This window comes from Streptomyces sp. Je 1-79, from assembly GCF_025195125.1.
Classification (GTDB): domain Bacteria; phylum Actinomycetota; class Actinomycetes; order Streptomycetales; family Streptomycetaceae; genus Streptomyces.
The window spans coordinates 97471-117772 of record NZ_JAMGSL010000020.1 but is presented as its reverse complement, the minus strand read 5'-3'; the positions used below and the strand labels follow the sequence as shown (position 1 = coordinate 117772).

Annotated in this window: 24 protein-coding genes; 12 read left to right on the top strand and 12 right to left on the bottom strand. The window is 71.9% G+C overall.

Features of this window, described 5'->3' with window-relative positions; genetic code table 11:
* Positions 1-67: 67 nt before the first annotated feature.
* Positions 68-238, bottom strand: coding sequence for a hypothetical protein (locus M5362_RS31405; protein ID WP_260231261.1), 171 nt, complete (start codon positions 236-238; stop codon positions 68-70).
* Here M5362_RS31405 and M5362_RS31400 point away from each other — a divergent pair.
* Positions 233-733, top strand: a complete 501-nt coding sequence (locus M5362_RS31400; protein WP_260231260.1) for a GNAT family N-acetyltransferase — start codon at positions 233-235, stop codon at positions 731-733. The genes M5362_RS31405 and M5362_RS31400 overlap by 6 nt on opposite strands.
* A gap of 21 nt (positions 734-754) precedes the next feature.
* Here M5362_RS31400 and M5362_RS31395 read toward each other — a convergent pair whose 3' ends face one another.
* The 5 genes from M5362_RS31395 to M5362_RS31375 all read right to left on the bottom strand — a co-directional run bounded on the left by M5362_RS31395 (position 755) and on the right by M5362_RS31375 (position 4599).
* A complete protein-coding gene (locus M5362_RS31395) occupies positions 755-1333 on the bottom strand; it encodes a YdeI family protein (RefSeq protein WP_260231259.1) in 579 nt (192 codons plus the stop codon).
* Between the two features lie 87 nt (positions 1334-1420).
* Positions 1421-2713: an ATP-binding protein gene (locus M5362_RS31390; RefSeq protein WP_260231258.1), complete on the bottom strand. Its 1293-nt coding sequence runs from the start codon at positions 2711-2713 to the stop codon at positions 1421-1423.
* 258 nt (positions 2714-2971) lie between these two features.
* Positions 2972-3328, bottom strand: a complete 357-nt coding sequence (locus M5362_RS31385; RefSeq protein WP_260231256.1) for a DUF805 domain-containing protein — start codon at positions 3326-3328, stop codon at positions 2972-2974.
* A 210-nt stretch (positions 3329-3538) separates the two neighbouring features.
* Positions 3539-3982 carry an SPW repeat protein gene (locus M5362_RS31380; protein ID WP_260231255.1) on the bottom strand — a complete coding sequence of 148 codons (444 nt, stop codon included), beginning with the start codon at positions 3980-3982 and terminating at the stop codon, positions 3539-3541.
* A 233-nt stretch (positions 3983-4215) separates the two neighbouring features.
* A complete protein-coding gene (locus M5362_RS31375; protein ID WP_260231254.1) occupies positions 4216-4599 on the bottom strand; it encodes a VOC family protein in 384 nt (127 codons plus the stop codon).
* Between the two features lie 313 nt (positions 4600-4912).
* Here M5362_RS31375 and M5362_RS31370 point away from each other — a divergent pair, with 313 nt between their 5' ends.
* The 4 genes from M5362_RS31370 to M5362_RS31355 all read left to right on the top strand — a co-directional run bounded on the left by M5362_RS31370 (position 4913) and on the right by M5362_RS31355 (position 6902).
* Positions 4913-5284, top strand: a complete 372-nt coding sequence (locus tag M5362_RS31370; RefSeq protein WP_260231253.1) for a cupin domain-containing protein — start codon at positions 4913-4915, stop codon at positions 5282-5284.
* Between the two features lie 125 nt (positions 5285-5409).
* On the top strand, positions 5410-5925 hold the full coding sequence (locus M5362_RS31365; protein WP_260231252.1) for a DinB family protein: 516 nt from the start codon (positions 5410-5412) through the stop codon (positions 5923-5925).
* Between the two features lie 66 nt (positions 5926-5991).
* Entirely contained in the window at positions 5992-6522 is a 531-nt protein-coding gene (locus M5362_RS31360; RefSeq protein ID WP_260231251.1) for a GNAT family N-acetyltransferase, read from the top strand.
* 38 nt (positions 6523-6560) lie between these two features.
* The gene (locus tag M5362_RS31355; protein WP_260231268.1) at positions 6561-6902 is read left to right on the top strand and encodes a nuclear transport factor 2 family protein; all 342 of its coding nucleotides are present in this window, start codon (positions 6561-6563) and stop codon (positions 6900-6902) included.
* A gap of 293 nt (positions 6903-7195) precedes the next feature.
* On the opposite strand, the gene M5362_RS31350 is transcribed toward M5362_RS31355, so the two are convergent.
* Positions 7196-7564: a hypothetical protein gene (locus tag M5362_RS31350; RefSeq protein ID WP_260231250.1), complete on the bottom strand. Its 369-nt coding sequence runs from the start codon at positions 7562-7564 to the stop codon at positions 7196-7198.
* Between the two features lie 140 nt (positions 7565-7704).
* On the opposite strand from M5362_RS31350, the gene M5362_RS31345 reads away from it, so the two are divergent.
* Positions 7705-9150 (top strand): carboxylesterase/lipase family protein, encoded by a 1446-nt coding sequence (locus M5362_RS31345; RefSeq protein ID WP_260231249.1) that lies wholly within the window; start codon positions 7705-7707, stop codon positions 9148-9150.
* A gap of 36 nt (positions 9151-9186) precedes the next feature.
* Here the strand turns inward: M5362_RS31345 and M5362_RS31340 are convergent, their stop codons facing one another.
* From M5362_RS31340 to M5362_RS31325, 4 genes are all read right to left on the bottom strand, one after another.
* Positions 9187-9963: a metallophosphoesterase gene (locus M5362_RS31340; RefSeq protein ID WP_374214555.1), complete on the bottom strand. Its 777-nt coding sequence runs from the start codon at positions 9961-9963 to the stop codon at positions 9187-9189.
* 723 nt (positions 9964-10686) lie between these two features.
* On the bottom strand, positions 10687-11415 hold the full coding sequence (locus tag M5362_RS31335) for a dienelactone hydrolase family protein (RefSeq protein ID WP_260231246.1): 729 nt from the start codon (positions 11413-11415) through the stop codon (positions 10687-10689).
* Positions 11412-11603, bottom strand: coding sequence for a hypothetical protein (locus M5362_RS31330; RefSeq protein WP_260231245.1), 192 nt, complete (start codon positions 11601-11603; stop codon positions 11412-11414). Before M5362_RS31330 ends, M5362_RS31335 begins: the two co-directional genes overlap by 4 nt.
* A gap of 85 nt (positions 11604-11688) precedes the next feature.
* Positions 11689-12129 (bottom strand): OsmC family protein, encoded by a 441-nt coding sequence (locus tag M5362_RS31325; RefSeq protein WP_260231244.1) that lies wholly within the window; start codon positions 12127-12129, stop codon positions 11689-11691.
* 240 nt (positions 12130-12369) lie between these two features.
* Between M5362_RS31325 and M5362_RS31320 the strand changes: the two genes are divergently transcribed.
* Together M5362_RS31320 and M5362_RS31315 are read left to right on the top strand one after the other, a co-directional pair.
* A complete protein-coding gene (locus tag M5362_RS31320) occupies positions 12370-12744 on the top strand; it encodes a hypothetical protein (RefSeq protein ID WP_260231243.1) in 375 nt (124 codons plus the stop codon).
* Positions 12745-12889: 145 nt separating this feature from the next.
* Positions 12890-13840 carry a glutamate ABC transporter substrate-binding protein gene (locus tag M5362_RS31315; protein WP_260231242.1) on the top strand — a complete coding sequence of 317 codons (951 nt, stop codon included), beginning with the start codon at positions 12890-12892 and terminating at the stop codon, positions 13838-13840.
* 81 nt (positions 13841-13921) lie between these two features.
* Here the strand turns inward: M5362_RS31315 and M5362_RS31310 are convergent, their stop codons facing one another.
* Positions 13922-14620, bottom strand: a complete 699-nt coding sequence (locus M5362_RS31310; protein ID WP_260231241.1) for an NADPH-dependent F420 reductase — start codon at positions 14618-14620, stop codon at positions 13922-13924.
* A gap of 223 nt (positions 14621-14843) precedes the next feature.
* Here M5362_RS31310 and M5362_RS31305 point away from each other — a divergent pair, with 223 nt between their 5' ends.
* The 4 genes from M5362_RS31305 (at position 14844) to M5362_RS31290 (ending at position 20203) form a co-directional block, all read left to right on the top strand.
* Complete coding sequence (locus tag M5362_RS31305; RefSeq protein WP_260231240.1) at positions 14844-17204, top strand: molybdopterin cofactor-binding domain-containing protein; 2361 nt, start codon at positions 14844-14846, stop codon at positions 17202-17204.
* Positions 17205-17229: 25 nt separating this feature from the next.
* The gene (locus tag M5362_RS31300) at positions 17230-17709 is read left to right on the top strand and encodes a (2Fe-2S)-binding protein (protein WP_260231239.1); all 480 of its coding nucleotides are present in this window, start codon (positions 17230-17232) and stop codon (positions 17707-17709) included.
* Positions 17710-18093: 384 nt separating this feature from the next.
* Positions 18094-19044, top strand: coding sequence for an alpha/beta hydrolase family protein (locus M5362_RS31295; protein WP_260231238.1), 951 nt, complete (start codon positions 18094-18096; stop codon positions 19042-19044).
* Entirely contained in the window at positions 19037-20203 is a 1167-nt protein-coding gene (locus M5362_RS31290) for an acyltransferase (protein WP_260231236.1), read from the top strand. Before M5362_RS31295 ends, M5362_RS31290 begins: the two co-directional genes overlap by 8 nt.
* Positions 20204-20302: the final 99 nt, after the last annotated feature.

Here is a 20302-nt window from a genome sequence, read left to right as displayed (position 1 = left end):
CCTAGGCCCTGTCGTCACCATGGCCCCCTGCTCCCGACGCCTGGCACGGCACCTCGCCGCGTTGTCGTCAGTCGCCGAGTACGCCCAGTACGAGGGCGATCCTCCGCCTTGCGATGCACCGCGCCAGCCGCCGCTCGCCGCCGGGGCCCATGGTGACGAGAGGGCCTAGGACGACGGCGCTCACACCCCGGTGCAGGGCGGCGCGGCCGTGCGGGCTGAGATGATCGTACGTATGCACGCCTCTCCTTCCGCCGCGCCGGCCGACGACCTCACCACCGAGCGACTGCTGCTGCGCCCCGTGCGGACGGCCGACGTGCCGGCCGTCACGCGGTTGTGGACGGACCCCGACGTCAGAAGGCATCTGGGCGGGCCGGTCACCGAGCAGGTCGTACGGATCCGCCAGCGGCGCGTCGTCGGGGCACCCGGCGTCTACGCGGTGGTGCGGGCCGCGGACGGGGTGCTGCTCGGGCTCGTGACGGTGGAGCCGGAGGCGCGGGACGGGGAGACCGAGGTGTCGTACCAGTTCCTGCCCGAGCACTGGGGCCACGGCTACGCCCGCGAGGCGGTCGCCGCCGTCGTCGGCGCGACGCTCCACGGCACCCCCAGCGTCGTCGCGCTCACGCAGGAGGCGAACCACCCCTCCCGGCGGCTCCTCGAAGCCGTCGGGATGACCCACGTCTCGTCCTTCGTCGAGCACGACGCCCACCAGGTCCTCTACCGCCGCCGACGCTGACACCTCGGCAACCCGCGCCGCTCACCGGACCTTCTCGCCGGCCGCCAGCTTCGCCACCATCCGCTCCAGCCGTTCCGCCCGGCCCTTGGGCGTGCGGGCCTGCCACAGCCGCATGATCACCATGTACTGGTCGGTCTTCCCGAGCCCCTCGTAGAAGGCCCGCGCCCGGGCGTCGGCCGCCAGCGCCGCCGCGAGGTCGTCCGGTACGGTCGCCTCGGCCTGGGACGGGTACGCGCTCTCCCACCGGCCGTCCGCCTGCGCCGCCCGCACCTCGGCGAGCCCCGGCTCGCGCATCCGGCCCGCCGCCGTGAGCGCCTCGATCTTGCGGACGTTCACCTGCGACCAGAGGCTGCGCGACCGCCGCGGGGTGTACTTCTGGAAGTAGTACGCCCCGTCCCCGCCCTTGCGCTGTCCGTCGATCCAGCCGAAGCAGAGCATGCAGTCGAGGATCTCGGGGTTCGTCAGCGACTCGCCCCCCTTGCCCTTCTTGGCGATCCTCAGCCATACCCCGGGCGTGTCGGCGTGGTGGGCCTCCAGCCATGCCTCCAGCTCGGCCGTCTGTGTGACCGTCATGAGCTCCAGGCCCTCGTACCGCTCCATGGGATCAGTCCCCCTCCTCGTCGCCGGACGTCGTCCGCGGACGACGTCCGGAACGCTGACGACCACGATATGGACCGCGACACCCCGTCAGAACCGCGCGTGGCGGGTGATGTCCGACTCGAACTGGGTGATCATCTCCGGAGTCACCGTCGGCCTGCACTGGCCGACCGCCTCCAGATAGTCCGCGGTGGTCGCGCCCGGAAGCCGCTCGTCGGCCGCCGTGCGACCGCCGACGGCGGCCAGATCGCGCTCGAAGGAGTTCTGGGCGGCGATCCGGGCGGCATGCTCGATGTCGGCGGGCGTGAACAGGTCGCTCGCCGCCACCAGTTCGTCGATGTCGACATCGGGCCGGCCCTCCGTGTACCGCGCCCAGATCGCGGCGCGGGCCGCCTTGTCCGGTGTCCCGATGGGGATCAGGTAGTCGAAGCGCCCGGGGCGCAGGAAGGCAGGATCGAGGGAGCGGATCGAGTTCGTCGCGCAGACGAGCAGCCGCTCGTCCCGCTCACGGAACCCCGGGATGAGCTTGAGGAGTTCGTTCGTCACCCCGTGCATGCCGCCGGGCTGCGCGGGCTCCTGCCGCACGGGGGCGATCTCCTCGACCTCGTCGATGAAGACCAGCACCCGTTCCAGCTCCGCGATCCGGGCGAACGCGGACCGCAGCGCCGCCGCCAGATTGCCCTCGTCGGCGAGCCGGGACGGCAGGATCTCCACGAACGGCCAGCCGAGCCGGGAGGCGATCCCACGGGCGAACGTGGTCTTGCCCGTGCCCGGCGGGCCGAACAGGCCCACCGCGCGCGGCGGACGCACGCCGTGCCGCGCCGCGCGCTCGGGCTCGGCGAGCGGCAGGACGACACGCCGTTCGATCAGGTCCTTCTCGCGCTCCATGCCGGCGACCTTGGCCCACAGATCGCCCGGCAGCAGCCGCCCGCCGAGGTCGTCGAGGAGATTGGCGGCGGGGCCGTGCAGCGGCTCGACCTTCTCGAAGTAGGCGACGGCGGGCTGACGGGTGTACCCGGCGTTGAGCAGGCCCTCGCCGAGCAGTTCCTCCTCGGGCAGGACGTACGCGATCCGTCCCACGCGCGCCGCGACCAGCCGCCGCTCCAGCTCGACCAGGAGCGCGCTGGCGAGCCCCCGGCCACGCCAGGCCGAGGAGATCGCGATCCGCATCACCCAGGCCCGCTCGCCCGAGACCGAGGCGAGCGCCGCTCCGATGGGGACGCCCTGGTGGACGGCGACGACGGCCGGCTGGCGGGAGGTCAAGGCGCCGATGCACTCGGCCAGGGAGAACACGGACTCCTGTCCGAGCTCGGCCGTGGTGTCGATCAGGTGGACGACCGCGGCGAGATCGCTCTCGCGGTAGTCGTGGATGAGCCAGTTCACCGGTACCGCCCCTCGTTCGTTCGATTTCGAACCGTTGCGGCGAGGCTAGGGGCGGGGGAGGAGGCGGGTCGTGTGCCACGGTGCACAAGGAGCGGCCGGCAAGTGCTACGAAGCGTCACTGGCCTTACGACCCCGGGGAGGCGTCCGGGCCGGGGTCGGGGCCGTTGGGCTCGGGGTCGGCGTCCGGGTCGGGGCCGGGACCGGGAATGGGCGAAGCCCCCGGAGGGGTTCCCTCCGGGGGCTTCGTCACTGTGGAGCTCAGTACGCGGCCGCGAGCTTCGGGTTCGCGCCGTACGAGTTGTCCGTCTGGTTGCCCTCGCTGGCGAGGAACACGAGAAGGATGATGCCGCCAACCAGCGGGACCAGGCCGATGAGCAGCCACCAGCCCGAGCGGCCGGTGTCGTGCAGGCGGCGGACGGCCACGCCGAGGCTGGGCAGGAACACGGCCAGGGCGTAGATCGCGTAGAGGAGCGGGTAGGTGCCGATGGCCATGTCGATGACGGCCACGACGACCAGCGCGATGAAGTTGAACAGGAAGAACATCCAGTATTCCTGGCGGCGCGCACGGCCGGTGAATACGGCGTACTTCTTGAGAACGTCGAGGTACCAGTTCACTTAGTCCCCCCAAGGACTGGGAAATGCGAGCGGGAGCCTGTCCCTGTGGAGCAAGCTTACGCAGAACTTATGTGGCTGAAACGCGGCGGGTCAATTCGTTACCTGGGAAGGGGCGTTGGGGGTAGTTGTGTCTGCATTTGCGGCTGTGGCGCGGCGACGGCGCCGCATCCCGTAGGGGTTGCGGCGCCGTTCTTGGGCAGGATCAGAGGTTCATCCCGTTTTTCTGGTCTTGCTCATGAGCAGCCCACCCGCCGTGAGAGCGAAGAGGCAGACGCACGCACCGGTGATGACGTTGCTCAGGATCGCGCCAGTTTCGGCGTTCCGGGCGACCACCCAAGGGGAGATGATCAGCCACACTCCGCCGACCAGAGCGACGAAGTTCAGGTCCTGCGCCCGTTCCGGAGCCATCGACATACAGACTCCGAGAGCCGCGATGGCGATACCGACGATCAGGTTGCTGAGGGCGAGGTCCGGGTGGAGGCCCGCGAAGTGAACCGTGTAGGCGGAGATCGCGGCCCAGATGCCGGCCAGGATGACCAGTTCCTCGACCGCTGTGACACCTCGGGTCTGGAGTATCTGGGAGTAACGCTCCCGCATTTCCGTCGCGTCAGGGTGTTCCCTGATATCACCAGGACGGTGAGAGACGTCAGACATACGACTCGCCTCCTTCTGGCGTCTTGCACGTCTGACCGCGCTTGCGGCGTGGTGCCGCGGTTTCATTGTGCGCTTATCTGGCCTTTATGTGTAGGTCTGTCCGGTAAGGGATCCACACAGAAATGAGGCGGCGGATGTGCGTGGAACCACCAAAGAAGTGATCACCGAATGAACAATCCCTGAAAGATCCACGCACCCCGCCCGCATCGATGTGCGCCACGCCTCGTCGCTGGTCAGCCGCGGCTGTAGGGGCGGGTGATGATCTCCATGTTGTGACCGTCCGCGTCGTCGAAGTACGCGCCCCGGCCGCCGAACAGGCGGTTGATCTGCCCCGGCTCGGTGTGACTCGGATCCGCGTAGTACGTGACCCCCATCTGCTCCAGACGGCCGATCATCGTGTCGAACTCCTCGTCGGGCACGAGGAACGCGTAGTGCTGAGGGGTGAAGGAGGCGTCGGGCGACTCGTAATAGTCGAGGGTGACGCCGTTGCCGGTCTCGACCGGCAGGAACGGCCCGAAGGGCGCGCCGACCTCCAGGCCGAGCACCTCGGCGAGGAACTCGGCGGAGGCCCGCCTGTCACGGGCGTAAACAACGGTGTGGTTGAGCTCGATGGCCACAGTGGGTCCTCTCGAAAGGCTGCGTCGGTGTCTTCCTGCTTGTTCTTTCGAGCGCGTACGTACGCAACGGTGCGCACGCGCGCGCGGAAGACGACCGAGGCGGGCCTCGCGCCCACCCGGCGGCGGTCACGCCAAGGCCGGGTACCTCACTCGCTCGCGGCCATCGGCCAACCCGGCAGTCATACCGTCACGCTAACCCGTGATCATCCGGGCGGGCAACGGGAAATCGGGGAGAGGTCCGGCAGGGCCCTCCGGCGTAACCTGGAAGTGGACTCGGGGGCTGGCGCGTCCCACCGCCTGGAGGCGGACGAACATGACCGGAATCGTGTCCCGGAGCTTCGACTCCGCAGATGAGACTCGTCCTTTCGAGGACGCCAAGGGCAGACTGGACCTGATCAACGCGGAAAGCGGTCCGGTCGGTCGTGCCGTGTTCGAGCCGGGCTGGCAGTGGTCCAAGCACATCAAGCCCCTCGCCGGAACGGAGAGTTGCGAGGCCGCACACGTCGGATACGTCGTCAGTGGCCGGATGAAGGTCGTCATGAACGACGGTGAGTCGGCCGAGTTGGGGCCCGGCGACTTCATGGCCGTCGAGCCGGGCCACGACGCCTGGGTCCTCGGTGACGAGCCCTGCGTGGTCGTGGACTGGTCCGGCTTCCGTCAGTACGCCGTACCCCAGGGCGGTTGACGGCAGCAGCGCGGCGGCTGACCCGCGGCGTCTGCTGACGGCAGCAGCACGGCGGCTGACCCGCGACGTCGAGCCCGCGGGAAAATGCCGGGCCCGGGGCTGGTGGCCGCTGTCACGATGCCCCCATGAGTGAAGATCACCGCCTGCAGCCACCTCGTACCGCCGACGAGCGCACCACCCTCACCTCGATGCTCCAGTTCCAGCGCGACACCCTGGCGATGAAGTGCGCGGGGCTGACCACGGAGCAGCTCAAGGAGCGGGCGATCGCGCCGTCCGGGCTCTCGCTCGTGGGCCTCGTGCGGCACGCGGCCGAGGTCGAGCGCGGCTGGTTCCGCAATGTGATCAACGGTGAGCGGAGCCGCAGTCCGTGGACGCCGGCCGGCTCCACGGACTGGGCCGACTTCGATGTCGACGACCTCGACGAGGCCGGTGTCGACGAGGCGTTCGCCGTGTGGCGCGAGGAGTGCGCACGGGCGCGCGCCGTCGTGGACGCGGCGGACTCGCTGGACGACCGGGGCCACCTGGGGGAGGAGGAGTACTCCCTGCGCTACGTCATCGCCCACATGATCGAGGAGTACGCCCGTCACAACGGCCACGCGGACCTCTTGCGCGAGCGCATCGACGGTGTCACGGGCGAGTAGCCCCCTGTCCCGTACGGCACGGAAAGCCCTGATCAACAGGGCCTATGGCCTGTTATCGTCGCCCGCATGCCCGAACTGATCGCCCCCACGACCAGCCTCCACCGCTCCTGGCTGGAAGCGCACGCCGAGTGGAGTCCCGGCGCGCGACAGGACGGGGCGGGGATGAGGCTGGCGGAGGTCGAGGCCTTCTCGATGCCCGAGGTCTTCGCGTCCTGGGTCGGGCGGCTGCGCGAACAGGCTGACCGGACAAGGCCGTTGGCGCCGGGCTGGGTGCACGCCACACACTGGTGGGTCGTCGAGGACGGGGCGTACGTCGGCGCGATCGATCTCCGCCACGAACTCAACGACTTCCTGCTGCGCGCCGGCGGGCACATCGGCTACAGCATCCGGCCGTCCGCCCGCCGCCGAGGCCTCGCCACCTGGGCCCTGGGCGCCGTACTTCCCGAGGCCCGCGCCCTCGGCATGGACCGGGTCCTGGTGACCTGCGACGAGGGCAACGTGGCCTCCGCCCGCACGATCGAGCGCAACGGCGGGGTCCTGGAGGACACACGCGACACGGAGATCGGCCGCAAGCGTCGCTACTGGATCGCCCTGTGAACGCGGAGGCCGCCGGGGCCGGTGAGGTGGGCGAGGCGATGGCCGCCGAGCTGCGCCTGCTGGAGCCCGAGGTGCGCACCTCGCGCGCGCTCGCCGGGGCACTCCTCGACCCCGACTTCGTGGAGATCGGCGCGTCCGGTCGCCGCTGGACGTACGAGGAGATGCTCGCCGCGCTGCCCGCGATGGCCGGCGGATCGCAGGACGGGCCGCGATACGAGCCCTCGGAGATGACCGGCACGGTCCTGGCGCCTGGCCTGGTCCACCTGACCTACGACACGCACATCGACGGCCTCCACGCCCACCGCAGCTCCCTCTGGCGCCGCCACGCCGACGGCACCTGGCGCATGTACTACCACCAGGCGACTCCCTTCCCGGGCTAGGGCACCAATGGCCCAGCCAGGGGGGCGAGGCCAGTCGGCCGGGGTCGGTCGGTGCGGGTCGGCCGGCCCGGGCAGGTCTGTCCGGATGGCCCGGGGTGAGTGCCGGTGAGCGGCCGGCCGGGGCCCGCGCCAGGGTGCGGGGCAGCTGGACGCGTCCACCAGCCGTACGGGGCCACCAGCCGTACGGGGCCACCAGCCGTACGGGGCCACCGGCCGTACGGGGGCGCCAATAATGCGGAACCGCCAGCTGTACGGGCCCGTCAGCCGGCCGGGTTCGTCAACCGGCCGGGCCGTCAGCCGTAGGCGTCCGTCACGCAGTCCCTGGCGCACGCCCCGCGTTCGTACTCGTGCCGCAGGGCGGCCGCCGCGAGGTGAGGGGCCACGTCCGGGTGGGCGAAGCGTTCGTCGGCCAGGCGCAGGACGTCCTCGACCGTGACGATCGCCGGTTCTCCCGCCCCCGCCGCCTCGCGCGCCGACGCGATCGCCATGCCCGCCGCACGTCGCAGCACCCGCCACTGGTTCCGCTGCGCGGCGGCCCAAGCCCGTGCGGGGCGCAACGGCCGGACCGCTCGGCCCTTGCGGACGGCGCCCAGCACCATGAGACCCGCTCCGCCGGCAACGATCAGGAGCCCGACCACCGTCTCCGCGTGCAACCCCGCCACCCCGCCCCCTCCTCGTCGAGGCACGTTGTACCCAGGCGGGCCCGAATCCAGGCATCGCGCTCGGTGACACGCGTAAGTGACACGTGTCACTTTCGCTCGCAAGCGTTGACGCGGCCGATCTTCGGCCAGACGCTGCTCCCATGACCGTCACCACCGTCACCACCACCCGCGGCCCCGTCCGCGGCGCGCGCCGGGCCGACGGGAGCCTGCGCTTCCTCGGCATTCCGTACGCGCAGCCGCCCGTCGGCGACCTCCGCTTCGCGCCGCCCGTCCCGCCGGAGCCGTGGACCGAACCGCTGGACGCCACCGCCTACGGGCCGACCGCCCAGCGCCGCCCGTTCGCCGAGGTCACCACGATCCCCGAGCCCTCCGTCCCGGGCGCCGGGGTCCTCAACCTCAACGTCTTCACGCCCGAGGCCGACCCCGACGCCGGTCTGCCCGTTCTCGTCTGGATCCACGGCGGCGGGTATGTGGCGGGGTCGGCGGCGAGCCCCTGGTACGACGGATCGGCCTTCAACCGGGACGGCGTCGTCCTGGTCTCCCTCGGCTACCGTCTCGGCATCGAGGGCTTCCTGCACCTCGACGACGCCCCCGACAACCGAGGAGTCCGCGACTGGATCGCCGCCCTGGAATGGGTCCGCGACAACATCGCCCGCTTCGGCGGAGACCCGGCCAAGGTCACCGTCGCCGGCCAGTCGGCGGGCGGCGGCGCCGTGCAGACGCTGCTCGCCGTCCCCGCCGCCCGGGGCCTCTTCCGCGGTGCGCTCTCCGTCTCCGGGGCCGTCATGCGCCCCGACGGCCCCGAGGTCGCCCGCGCCGCCTCTCGCCTGTTCACGGCACGTACCGGCGTACCCGCCACCGCCGCGGCCCTCCGCGACCTGAGCGACGACGAACTCCTCGACCTCCAGGACCGGATGGGCGCGCCGGGTGCGGACCGCGAGGGCCTCCCGCCGCTGCTCTCTCTGGCGCCCTTCGCCGACGGCGAGCTGATCCCGGAGCCCGTCCTCGACGCGCTGACGGCAGGCGAGGCGGGGGCCGACGTCCCGCTCATGCTGGGCTTCACGGCCCATGAGTTCAACGCCTTCCCCGGCCCGGGCCCGGACGGCCCGCCCGTGCCGGTCCTCCTCGGCGCGTTCGGGCTGGCCGAGGAGCGGGTGCGCTCCTTCACCGCGGCGTACGGGAACGGTGACCCGGAGGCGCTGTTCGGCCAGGCCCTGACCGACGTCACCTTCCGCGCACCCTCCCTGGCCCTCGCGGACGCCCGGGCGGCGCGTCGACGTCCCACCTGGCTCTACGAGTTCGTCTGGGAGTCGCCCGTCAACGGGACCGCCTTCCACTGTCTGGACCTGCCGTACGCCTTCGACCTCCTGGAGGCCGAGGGGGTCACCGCCGTGGCCGGCGAGGCCCCGCCCCGCGCGCTGGCCGACGCGATGCACCGCGCCTGGGTCGCCTTCGTACGGGATCAGGACCCGGGCGAGTCCTGGCCGCGCTACACGGCCGACGAGCGCGCGACGATGATCTGGGACGCGGAGCCGCGCGTGGAGCACGATCCGCTGCGCCAGGTCCGGGAGATCTGGCTGGACTGAGGTTCGGCCGACGGCGTCAGCGCCTCGCCAGGTCGCTCACGAAGAGGCCCGCGCCTCGACCGGGACGCTGCGGAAGTGCGTCGTGATCCGGCCCTCCTGGTCCAGGAGGTGGAAGGCGAGCGACGGCGCCATCTCGTCCCGGTACACATGGTCGTTCGGGTGGTTGTACGGCTCCCAGGGCAGCTTCGAGGTCGAGATCACGCCGGGGGCCACCAGCAGCGGGCGCCCCGCGAAGGTGGTGGCCGCCGCGGTGTGCGCGTGCCCGCAGAGGAACGCGACGATGCCGGGGCGGCGCTCCGCCAGCTCGGCTAGGCGGTCTTCACCGAACTGGCGGATGCCGTCGACGAACGGCATCCGCAGTGCGGTCGGCGGGTGGTGGAAGCCGACCAGGACGGGCATGCCCTCGGGCGTCTCGTCGAGCACGCCCTCCAGCCAGGCGAGCGTCTCGTCCTCCAGCCACCCCTCGTCCTTGCCCGGCACCGACGAGTCGCAGAGGGCCAGGGTGAACGCGTCGCCGCGCAGCACCTGGTTCACGGGAGCGCCGGAACGGTGTGTCGTCATGCCCAGGAGCACGTCGCGGAAGGCGTCACGGCGGTCGTGGTTGCCCGGGCAGACCAGCAGCGGGTGCCGGGTGCGCAGCAACTCCCGTACCAGCGTGTACTCCGACTCCAGGCCGTGATCGGCCATGTCACCGGTCACCACCACCGCGTCGAGGTCGACGTCGAGCGATTCGAGGTACGCCATCACGGCTCTGGTCCGCTCGGCGCTGCGCGGAGAACTGTCGACGTGAAGGTCGCTGATATGTGCGATCACGATCACTGCGGTGAACCCCTCTCCGGCGCGCGACGGCGCACAGACGGGACGGGCGCTCCGCCCCGCCCGTGAACGTACTGCGCCGATCCAGGTCGGCGCGCGGGCCACCGCCGTACAGGTGGCCTGGATGGTTCCGTTCAACTGCCTTGTGGCGCCAGTCGGTTCGTGCCTCGGCGGGAACGCTCGGCCACCACGGCCCGGCCGCCCCGGAGTTGGCATTCCGTGGAGCCTCGTCCGCCGGCGCCGGAGGCCGGATCGGGCGGAGGCGTGGCGGGAGCGGGCCAGCAGCATCTGGGGTGGAGGTGCCGTCCTCCGCGTCGTGCGTCAGGGCACTGTGCCGTAGCCGGTGAAGCGTCCAGCCGTCCAGGTCCTCGATGTCGTCGGGTGAGGCGAGGAGGTTGGCCAGCAGCCGGGTGTTTCACCTCGAAGATCTCCTCAGCGCGGCGGTAGGAGAGCCGGGCCCGGCCGGTCTCCGGGCACACGTCGAGCGTCGGCGCCGGCCGCCGCTCGATGCCGATCGTCGGATCGCCTTCGCTCCAGCCCTGGCGCTCCACCAGCCGATCCCCTTGGGCGCGATGGACAGCTCCCGGTTGACGGTGTCGGCGTCCCTCTCGTCCGCCCGCGCCCAGCGGCACGATCCGCCCGAATGCGGTTCTGCTGTGCGGACTTGAGGGAGGGGACTGTCAGTGCCCGGCCGCCGGCATGCCTACCTGGGTCATGCCCTCAGTCTTCCGTCACGGGCAGGCACTCGGCGAGCAGGTCGACGACGTCGCGCCAGGCTCGCTGCGCGTGCTGTGGGTGGTAGCCGACGCCGGGGACCGTGGGGTGGTCGACCGTCGGGTGGTGGAAGGCGTGCAAGGCGCCGCCGTAGACCGTGAGGCGCCAGTCGACGCCTGCGGCCTGCATCTCGGCGGTGAACGCATCCCGTTGCGCGGGCGGCATGATCGGGTCTTCCGACCCGACCCCGGCCCACACCGGGCAGCGAATGCGCGCTGCCTCACCCGGTCGGCCCGTGGTGGTTGCGTTGACTGTCCCGATCGCGCGCAGGTTGACGCCGTCGCGCCCGAGTTCCAGCCCGATGGCGCCCCCGGTGCCGTAGCCGATGGCGGCGATCCGGTCGGGGTCGGTCCGCGGTTCGGCGCGCAACACGTCGAGCGCCGCGTGGCCGATGCCCCGCATCCGGTCGGCATCAGAGAGCAGCGGCAGGCAACGGGCCAGCATCTCCTCGGGGTCGCCCAAATAGCGCCCGCCGTGGAGGTCGAAGGCCAACGCTACGTATCCCAGCTCGGCGAGAGCATCGGCCCGGCGGCGCTCGACGTCGCTCAGCCCCATGCCCTCTGGTCCGATTAGCACCGCGGGCCGGCGGTCGACACCGGCCGGGAGCGCGAGGTGCCCGATCATCGTCAAACCGTCGGCCGGATACTCGACCGTACGCGTCGTAATCGTCGTCATGAGACTGGACTGTAGTGATCGTCGAGCCCGGCCTGGCCGGTGTTCTGCCGCTGGCAGAACAGCGCGGGTATCCCTCTGACATACGGCGAGGGCTCACGAGAACCGGGCACCAGGTCGGCGATCGCAGCGTGCAGCAGCACGATCGAGAAGTGCTTGTTGGCGACGTACGACAGCTCGTGTCCGCTCACGCCGGGACGTGCCGGGCGGCCGCCCCGCACTCGCGTGGGCGGCCGTAAGGGTAGCCGTAGCCGCAAAAACAGCCGCGGCCGCGGCTCAGCCCGCCCGGAAGCCGATCGTGCCGTCGGGCAGGACCGCCTCCACCGTCGCGCCGTGCTCGACGGTACGGCTCACCGTGCAGAACTTCTCGTGCGTCAGCCGCACTCCGCGCGCGAAGACCTCGGCGGCCTTCGGGTTGCTCTCGGGCAGCTCGAACTCGTAACTGACCCTGATCCGGCCCACCCGTCCGTCGTCCTCCGGCCCGGAGACCGACTCCACGACGATCCGCAGGTCGTCGTGGTCCACGGCGCGCGCCGTCCGGTCCACGACCATGCCGCCGCAGCCGCCCATGGCCGCTAGCAGCAGCTCGACCGGTGTGAACGAGGGCTGGGCGTCCGCGTCGTCCGCCGCTCCGATGCGCACCTCCGCCCCCCGGTCGTTGCGGGCCACCCATTGCCGGTAGCCGGTGCGGACGGTCTCGATGCGGTAGTCGGCCATGGTGTCGTGAGCTCCTCGGTGTCTGTACAGGTCCATGCTGTGCGGTCGACCGACCACGCAACCCCACCCCGCCCCGGCCCGCCAAGCGGGCGCGCCGGTACGGCCTCGCGGCTGCCCCCGCCCGGGCCGATTGGCACGACGTGAGTACGTGCCGACGGCTCCGACGTGAGTACGTGCGGCGGCCCGGTTGAGTACGTCGTCCGATACCCGGCCCCCCGCTCGCGCTGGTCGAATAGGACCATGATCTCGGACGCCCGGCGCACCCGCCGCATCCAGCACGTCACGACCACCGGCTCGGCGCTGGCGGTCGCGGTGCTTCCGCTCGTCGTCGGCATGCTGCTGGCGAGGAGCGTGGGAGCGGACCCGATGGCGCCGGTCAACGCCCTGATCACGAGCGGCGGTCAGCGCGCCCGTCTCTCCCGCTGCCAGTTGCGCGCCGTACGGCCGACGCGCGAGCGCGGCAGGAGCCTGGCCTTCGGCCGGACACGCGCGGTGTCCGCCCGGTCTTCCCGGTCCGTGCTCCCGTCCTTGCCGGCCCTTCCGTCCCTCCCTGCGCTCCCTTCCCTGCCGTCCCTTCCCGCGCTTCCCGCTCTGCCGGGCCTCCGGCGTCGGTGAAGCACGTACCAACTCCAGACCAACTCCCCGTATCTCCCCCTGCGTTGGGGCGCGGCTGCGTAGCCTTGGGGTAGGGGAGTCGGCTGCGGGGGTGAGGCGTGTGACTGCTGGATCCGGGTGGTCGGTACGGCGGAGGAAGAACCGCTTGAGCGGCCGCGCAGCGCTCTGGCTGCTGCTCATGGCCAGCCTCCTGACCACGGCCCCGGCCGCCGCCGTCGCGGCAGGCCCTTCCGCCGCTTCACGTCCGACCGCTGCCCGGCCCCCCGCCTCGCCGCCCGACCGCGCTCCGTCCTGCGACCCACGGCGGGCCAGTCCGCGTCCCGCACGGGTAGACGGCGAGGCCGTCCGGCGCATCCGTGAGCGCGGCCATCTCGTCGCGGGTGTGGACCTCAACAGCTATCTCTGGGCCTCGCTGGATCCTGGCTCCCAGCAACCGGTCGGATTCGACGTCGACCTGGTGCGGGCGATCGCCCGCGACATCCTCGGCCCCAAGGCCACGGTCCGCTTCGTCAGCATGCCGCCCAGCCAGCGGATTCCCCGCCTCCAGGCACGCCAGGTCGACGTGATCGTGCGCACGATGAGCATCACCTGCGAGCGGCTCGCCGACGTCGCGTTCTCCAGTGTGTACTTCGAGACCGGCCATCGCCTTCTTGTCGGCGAGGGCTCCGGGATCGAGGGCTTCGACGCGAAGCTGAAGGGTCGGCGCGTCTGTCTGAGCAAGGGCAGTTCGGCCTCCGCCCTGCTGAGTTCGTCCGGGACCGGCGCCGTCGCCGTCGAGACCGCGAGCCATCTGGACTGCCTTGTCGAGCTCCAGCAGGGGAGCGTCGAGGCCGTCCTCACCCACGCCACCCTCGCCGCCGGGCTCGTCGCCCAGGACCCCACGCTCCGGCTGGTCGGGCCGCGCCTCGACACCTCGCTCTACGGCGTCGCCATGAACAAGGACGACACCGACCTGGTCCGCCGGGTCAACGCGATCCTTGAGGACTACCGGGAGGGCGGTGCGCGCAGCCCCTGGATGGTCTCGTACGACCGATGGCTCGCCCCGACCCTCGGTGCTCAGCCGCAGGGCCCGCCGAAGGCCGAGTACGCCGACTGACCCCCGCGCCCGGGGCGGGCGGGCGTGCTCCGCCCCGGACGGCTGGTCCCGACGAGTGGTCCGGGGCTCCCGGGGAGTCGTTCAGCCGCGGAACGATGCGGGCCGCTCCGGCGAGGCCTCGGCGAGGGCCTTCGCGACCGCTTCGGCTCCGGCCCGCAGGCCGTAGACCGGGGTTTCGGGCTGCTGGCGCCAGGAGTCGTCGATGCCGCCCGCGTCGACCGTGTCGAAGCCCAGCTCGTCGATGAGGGCGCGGACCGTCTTCTTGGCGACCTCGTCGTCGCCCGCCACGGGAAGCGCGATCCGCTCCGGGTCGCCGGCCGGGAGGGGCCTGTCCAGGATGTCCTGGGCGTAGGTGCCGTTGAAGGCCTTGATCACCGGGTGGCCGAGGTGCTGCTCGGTCCAGCGGCTCTCGGTCAGGCCGTCGTCCTCGATCGCGGCGATCCGGCCGTCGCGCTGCTGCGGGTAGTAGTTGTTGGTGTCGATGACGGCGAAGCCCTGCGCGGCGCCGTCGAACAGGCCCGAGGGAAGGTCCGGGACGGCCTTCAGCGGGACGGTCACGATCACGACCTCGGCGCCACGCGCCGCCTCACCGACCGTGACGGGAGTCGCTCCGGTCTCCTCGGCGAGCGCCGTCAGGGTTTCGGGGCCACGGGAGTTGGCCACGGACACGTCGTGACCGAGCGCCGCGAGACGGCGGGTGAGGTTGCCGCCGATGTTGCCTGCGCCGATGATGCCGATCTTCATGGAACGTCCTTCCGAGCGGGTGCGACGAGGTGCCACGCAAGACCGGAACCGACGGTCCGCGTGCGCTATTCCCCCGCGCCCCCCGGCTTCCCCCTCCCGCGTCCCCCGCCTTTCCTCCCCCCCCACTTCCCCTCGCTTCCGCCCCGCTCCGAGTGAGGGATTGGCGGGCCCGGAGTGAATGCTGAGCCGTTCCGGACCCCGCGCGGCGCCGCGTGCGCGATGATCCGTCCGACTCCGAGGTTCGTCGAGAGGGCAGCCGATGACAGCGCGCGACGAAGCGCAGCAGGATCCGCAGGAGGCGTCCGCGCCGGGCGACGGCGTGGGCCGGCGCCGGTTCCTCGGCTACGTCCTGGCCGCACCGACCCTCACGGTCGCCGCGCAGCTCGGCGAGGCGGCCCTGGCCCCCGCTCCGGCGGTGGCGGCGACACCCGCCCTGGTGCCCTCGCTGCCCGGTCCTTCCGAGATCTACGACCTCAACGACATGCTCACGCACGCCGCGCTGCCCACCGCGAACCTGATCACCATCCGGATCGACCCGGACGGCTCCGCCTCCTTCGCCCTGCCCAGGGCGGAGGTCGGCCAGGGCATCACCACCTCCAGCGCGATGCTGATCGCGGAGGAGCTCGACCTTCCGCTGGAAAAGGTCCGTGTCACCCTCGCGCCTGCCCGCCCGGAGCTGCTGTTCAACCAGCTCACCGGGGGCTCCAACACCACCATCTCGACCTTCACTCCCATCCGGGTCGCCGCTGCCGTCGCCCGGGGACGGCTGCTGCGCGCCGCCGCGCTGGAGCTCGGGGAGCTGGTGGGCTCGCTCACCGCCAAGGCCGGGGCGATCGTCTCCTCGGCGACGGGCCGGAGCCTCACCTACGGCGAACTCGCCGCGAAGGCGGCCTCCGGCACCGACACCGCGGTCGGCGTCGCCCTCAAGAAGCCCGCCGAGTTCAAGGTCATCGGCACCGCGCAGCGGCGGATCGACGCCCTGGAAGCCGTGACGGGGCGCAAGAAGTTCGCCATGGACCTCCAGGTGCCGGGCGCGCTGCCGACCATGGTCTGCAGGCCGCCCACGATCAACGGCACCGTCCGCTCCGTCGACAACGCGGACGAGGTCCGGGCCATGCCCGGCATCACCGACGTCGTACGGATCTCCACCGGCGTCGCCGTCCGCGGCCGTACCTTCGGCCAGTGCATCGATGCCGTCCGCGCGCTGAAGGTCACCTGGGGGCCCGGCACCGCCGAGGGCGACTCGGACGCGACCGTCCTACGGAAACTGCGCGCCGCCGAACTCCCCCTCGTCGTCCCGCCGCTGCCCTTGCTGACCAAGGCCGTCGACGCCCGCTTCACCTTCCACTTCGCCAGCAACAGCGCCCTGGAGACCAACTGCGCGATCGCCGACGTGCGGACGGACTCGGCCGAGATCTGGGCAAGCCTGAAGTCGCCCGTCGTCGCCCAGGAGCAGATCGCCCTGGAGCTAGGTCTCCCGGTCGGCGCCGTGAAGGTCCATGTCACCGAGGGCGGCGGCTCGTTCGGCCGCAAGCTGTTCCACGACGCGGCCCGTGAGGCCGCCGAGACCTCCCGGGCCATGGGCAAGCCCGTGAAGCTGATGTGGCACCGCACCGACGACTTCCGCCAGGGCCGGACGCACCCCATGTCGACGTCCCGGGTCCGCGCCACGTACACGCTCGGCGACGTGCTGACGTACGAGCAGCGCCACACCTCCGTCGCCACGGACTTCGGCCACGGCCTCGGCGAGATCATCACCTCCGCGGCCGCCCGGCTCCCCGTCGGCGACCTCACCTTCTCCGAGACGATCTTCCAGCTGACCCAGCAGAGCCCGTACCACTTCGGAGTCACCACCCAGCTGCTCAGCGAGACCGACAAGGGCTTCAACACCGGCTCCATGCGCAACATCTACTCGCCCAACGTCCGCTGCGCGCAGGAGCTCGTCGTGGACGAACTGGCCCGGCGGACGGGCAAGGACGCCTACGCGTTCCGCCGCCGCCACCTCAAGGACGAGCGCGCCCGGGCCGTACTGGACAAGGTCGCCGAGGTGGGGGAGTGGGGGCGGTCCCTGCCCGCCGGGATGGCCCAGGGGATCGCCGTCCACCCCGAGTACCACTCCGTCGTCGCCGTCCTCGCCGAGATCGACTGCCGTCCCGAGACGACCGGCCGCAGGATCCACGACGCGTACACCGGGCCGCGCGTCACCAAGGTCGTCTGCGCCGTCGACGTCGGCCTCGCGGTCAACCCGCGCGGTCTCGAGGCCCAGATGATGGGCGGCATCATCGACGGCATCGCCGTCACCCTCACCTCGGGCCTCCACCTCCGGGACGGCCACTTCCAGGAGGGGAGCTGGGACAACTACTTCTACACCCGGCAGTGGAACACCCCGCCCGAGCTGGAGATCGTCGTCATGCCCGCGACGTCGGACCGGCCGGGCGGCGCCGGTGAGCTGGCCGTCGCGGGCGCGATGGCCGCGGTCGCCTGCGCGTACGGCAGGGCCACCGGCACCATGCCGACGACCTTCCCCGTCAACCACGCCGAACCGCTCGGATTCGAGCCGCTGCCCACCACCCCGCCGATCCCCGCCTCGCCGGTCGACGGCCTCGACCGCGCGTTCTAGACATCCCCTAGGAGCAGGAGCCACCGTGCCGCACCACACCTTCATCCTCAACGGCAAGGCCGTCACGGCCGACGTCGAGGACGACGTCCGGCTGCTGTGGGTGCTCCGGGACGTCCTCGGCGTCACGGGACCCAAGTACGGCTGCGGGCTGGGCGTCTGCCAGGCGTGCACCAGCCACATCAACGGCAGGGCGTTCAACCCCTGCTCCGTGCCGGTCAAGGACATCGCCCCCACCGACGAGATCACCACCATCGAGGGCCTGCCCGCGACCGTCGGCGAGGAGCTCCACCCCATGCAGGAGGCCTGGCTGGATCTCGACGTCGCCCAGTGCGGCTACTGCCAGCCCGGACAGATCATGACGGCCGTCGCCAAGGTCCGCGGGGCCCGCGAGGCCGGGCGGGAGATCGACGAGGCCGACCTCGACGAAATCCGCAACATCTGCCGCTGCGGCACCTACAACCGGATCCGTGAGGCGATCGTGGCGGGAGCCCGCCGCATGCCCTGAAGAGAACCGCACCAGCGGGAACACGACCTGATCGACGAGTTCCACATCCTGGCCCACCCCGTCCTCATCGGCCGGGGCAAGCCCCTGTTCCGGCCCCCACCGACTTCGCGGCGCCGCTCACCTTCACCGGCACCCGGCCCTTCGGCAAGGGAGTGGTGCTCTTGCGCCACGAGCAGGTCCGATGACGCGAAGTCGGCACGTGAGGCGGCCTCCTGAGGTACCGCCGGCTCATGAGCGCCGCGGCCTCCAGGCGCCCCGCCCCTACCCGTAGTACTTCAGAGCTACCCGCCGACTGCCCCCTCCGGCGGGACGCCGACCACAAGGCGTGATCCATACGTTCGGTACCGGAACGAAACACCTCGTCCGGTACGGAAGGACCACACCATGGCGTCCCGCCAGCGCAGCCGCCTGCGCCGCACCCTGCTCGCCGCACTCGTCACCGCGTCGGTGGCGGTGCCGACGGCGGGCGCCGCGCGCCCGGCGGCCGTCCCGGCGCCCGCACCGGCCGAACTCGGCCCCCTCGCCCGGGTCACGGCGGCGGCCCTCGACGCGCGGTACGCCGCCAACCGGGACGCCGTCCGCGCCGCCGAACGCACCGCGGCCGACTACGGCGACCGGAAGCGGGCCGCCGCCCTGCGCGCCATGGCGGGCCCGAACCGCCACTTCCTCTCCTTCGACGGCCGCGACGGCGGCCGCAGCGTCGAGGTCGTCGGCGACCTCGCGAGCGCCGAACACATCGCCGTCCTAGTCCCCGGCTCCGACACCGCGCTCGGCAGCGAGCGCTTCCGGGACGGCGCCGTCGCACTCCAACGGCAGCTGGGGGAGCGCGCCGCCGTCCTCGCCTGGCTCGGCTACGCCACCCCCGCCACCGCGAGCGCGGCCGCGGTCACCCCCGGGCGGGCCGAGGAGGCGGCCCCCGGACTGCGGGCCTTCGTCGGGGAGTTGAGGACCGCCAAGCCCGCCGCCCGCCTCACCCTCCTCTGCCACTCCTACGGCTCTGTCGTCTGCGCCAAGGCGGCGCCCGGGCTCCCCGTCGCCGGCATCGTCCTCTACGGCAGCCCGGGCACCGGCGCCGACAGCGCAGCGGAGCTGCGCACCGCGGCCCCCGTCTGGGCCGGGCGCGGCGAGTCCGACTGGATCGCCCGGGTGCCCCACCTCCGCGTGCCCCTGCCCTTCGGAGAGCTGGGATTCGGCACCGACCCCCTCGCACCGGAGTTCGGCGCCCGGGTCTTCGACGCCGGCGACGGCGGACACAGCGACTACCTCGTCCCCGGCTCCGTACCGCTGAAGCAGCTTGCGAGCATCGTCATGGGACGGGAGCCGGCCGATGCGTGAACTCGTCCGCCGTATCGAGGCCGCCACCCCGCCGGGCCGCGACCGCGCCCTTGACGCCCTGCGTGGCCTCGCCATCCTCGGCGTGGTCCTCGGCCACTGGCTCGTGACCGCCCTGATCGCCGACAGCGGCACGGTCCGCGTGGCCAGCCCCTTGCAGGAACTGCCCGAATTCACCCCCGTCTCCTGGGTGTTCCAGACGCTGGCCGTCTTCTTCCTGGTCGGCGGGCAGGTGGGCGCCAGGAGCCACGCCGCCTCCCGTGCCAGGCAGGAGAGCTACCGCCACTGGATCGCGGCCCGGCTGGGACGGCTCTTCGGGCCCGTCGCCGCCGTGCTCGCGGTCTGGATCGTCGCGACGCTCGCCATGCTCGCCACCGGTGTGCCGTGGCCGACCGTGTACGCCCTGGGCAAGCTGGTGCTCTCCCCGCTCTGGTTCCTGCTCGTCTTCGCCGCGCTCACGGCGGCGACCCCGCTCGTCGCCCGCATCCACCCGCTCTGGCCCCTCGCCGTCGTCATCCACGTCGACGTGATCCGCTTCGGCCTCGACGGACCGGCCTGGCTCGGCTGGATCAACGTGGCCGCCGGCTGGCTCGTGCCGTACTGCCTGGGCACGGCCTGGTCACGACACGGGCTCAAGGCCCGGACGACCGGCTGGGTCCTGCTGCTCGGCGGAGCCGCGGCGACCGCCCTCCTCGTCCTCTGCGCCGGCTACCCCGGCTCCATGGTCGGCGTGCCCGGCGCGCCGACGTCCAACCTCAACCCGCCCACGCTCGCCGCCGTCGCCTTCGGCCTCGCCCAGTGCGGCGGAGCCCTGCTGCTGCTCGGCCCGCTGCGCCGGGCCCTGCGCCGACCCGCCGCCTGGGCCGCGGTGGCACTGCTCAACCTCGGTGCGATGACCGTCTTCCTCTGGCACCAGACCGCGATGATCGCCGTCACCGCCACCGGTCTCATGGCCGGCGAACTCCTCGGCCACGGCCCGCTCCCCGGCCTGCACACCGTGCCCGACGGGTACGGCTGGGTCCTGGCCCGACTGGCCTGGCTGCCGCTCTTCGCGCTCGCGCTGCTGGTGTGCGTCGCCGCGTTCCGTACGTACGAACAGGGCGGCCGTCGCCTCGCCCCCAAGAGGCGACCCGAGGCGAGAAAGGAGATGCGACGTGCCTAGGCCCTGCCGTCACCATGGCCCCGGCCGCGAGCGGCGTCTGGCGCGGTGCATCGCAAGGCGGAGGATCGCCCTCGTACTGGACGTACTCGGGCGACTGAC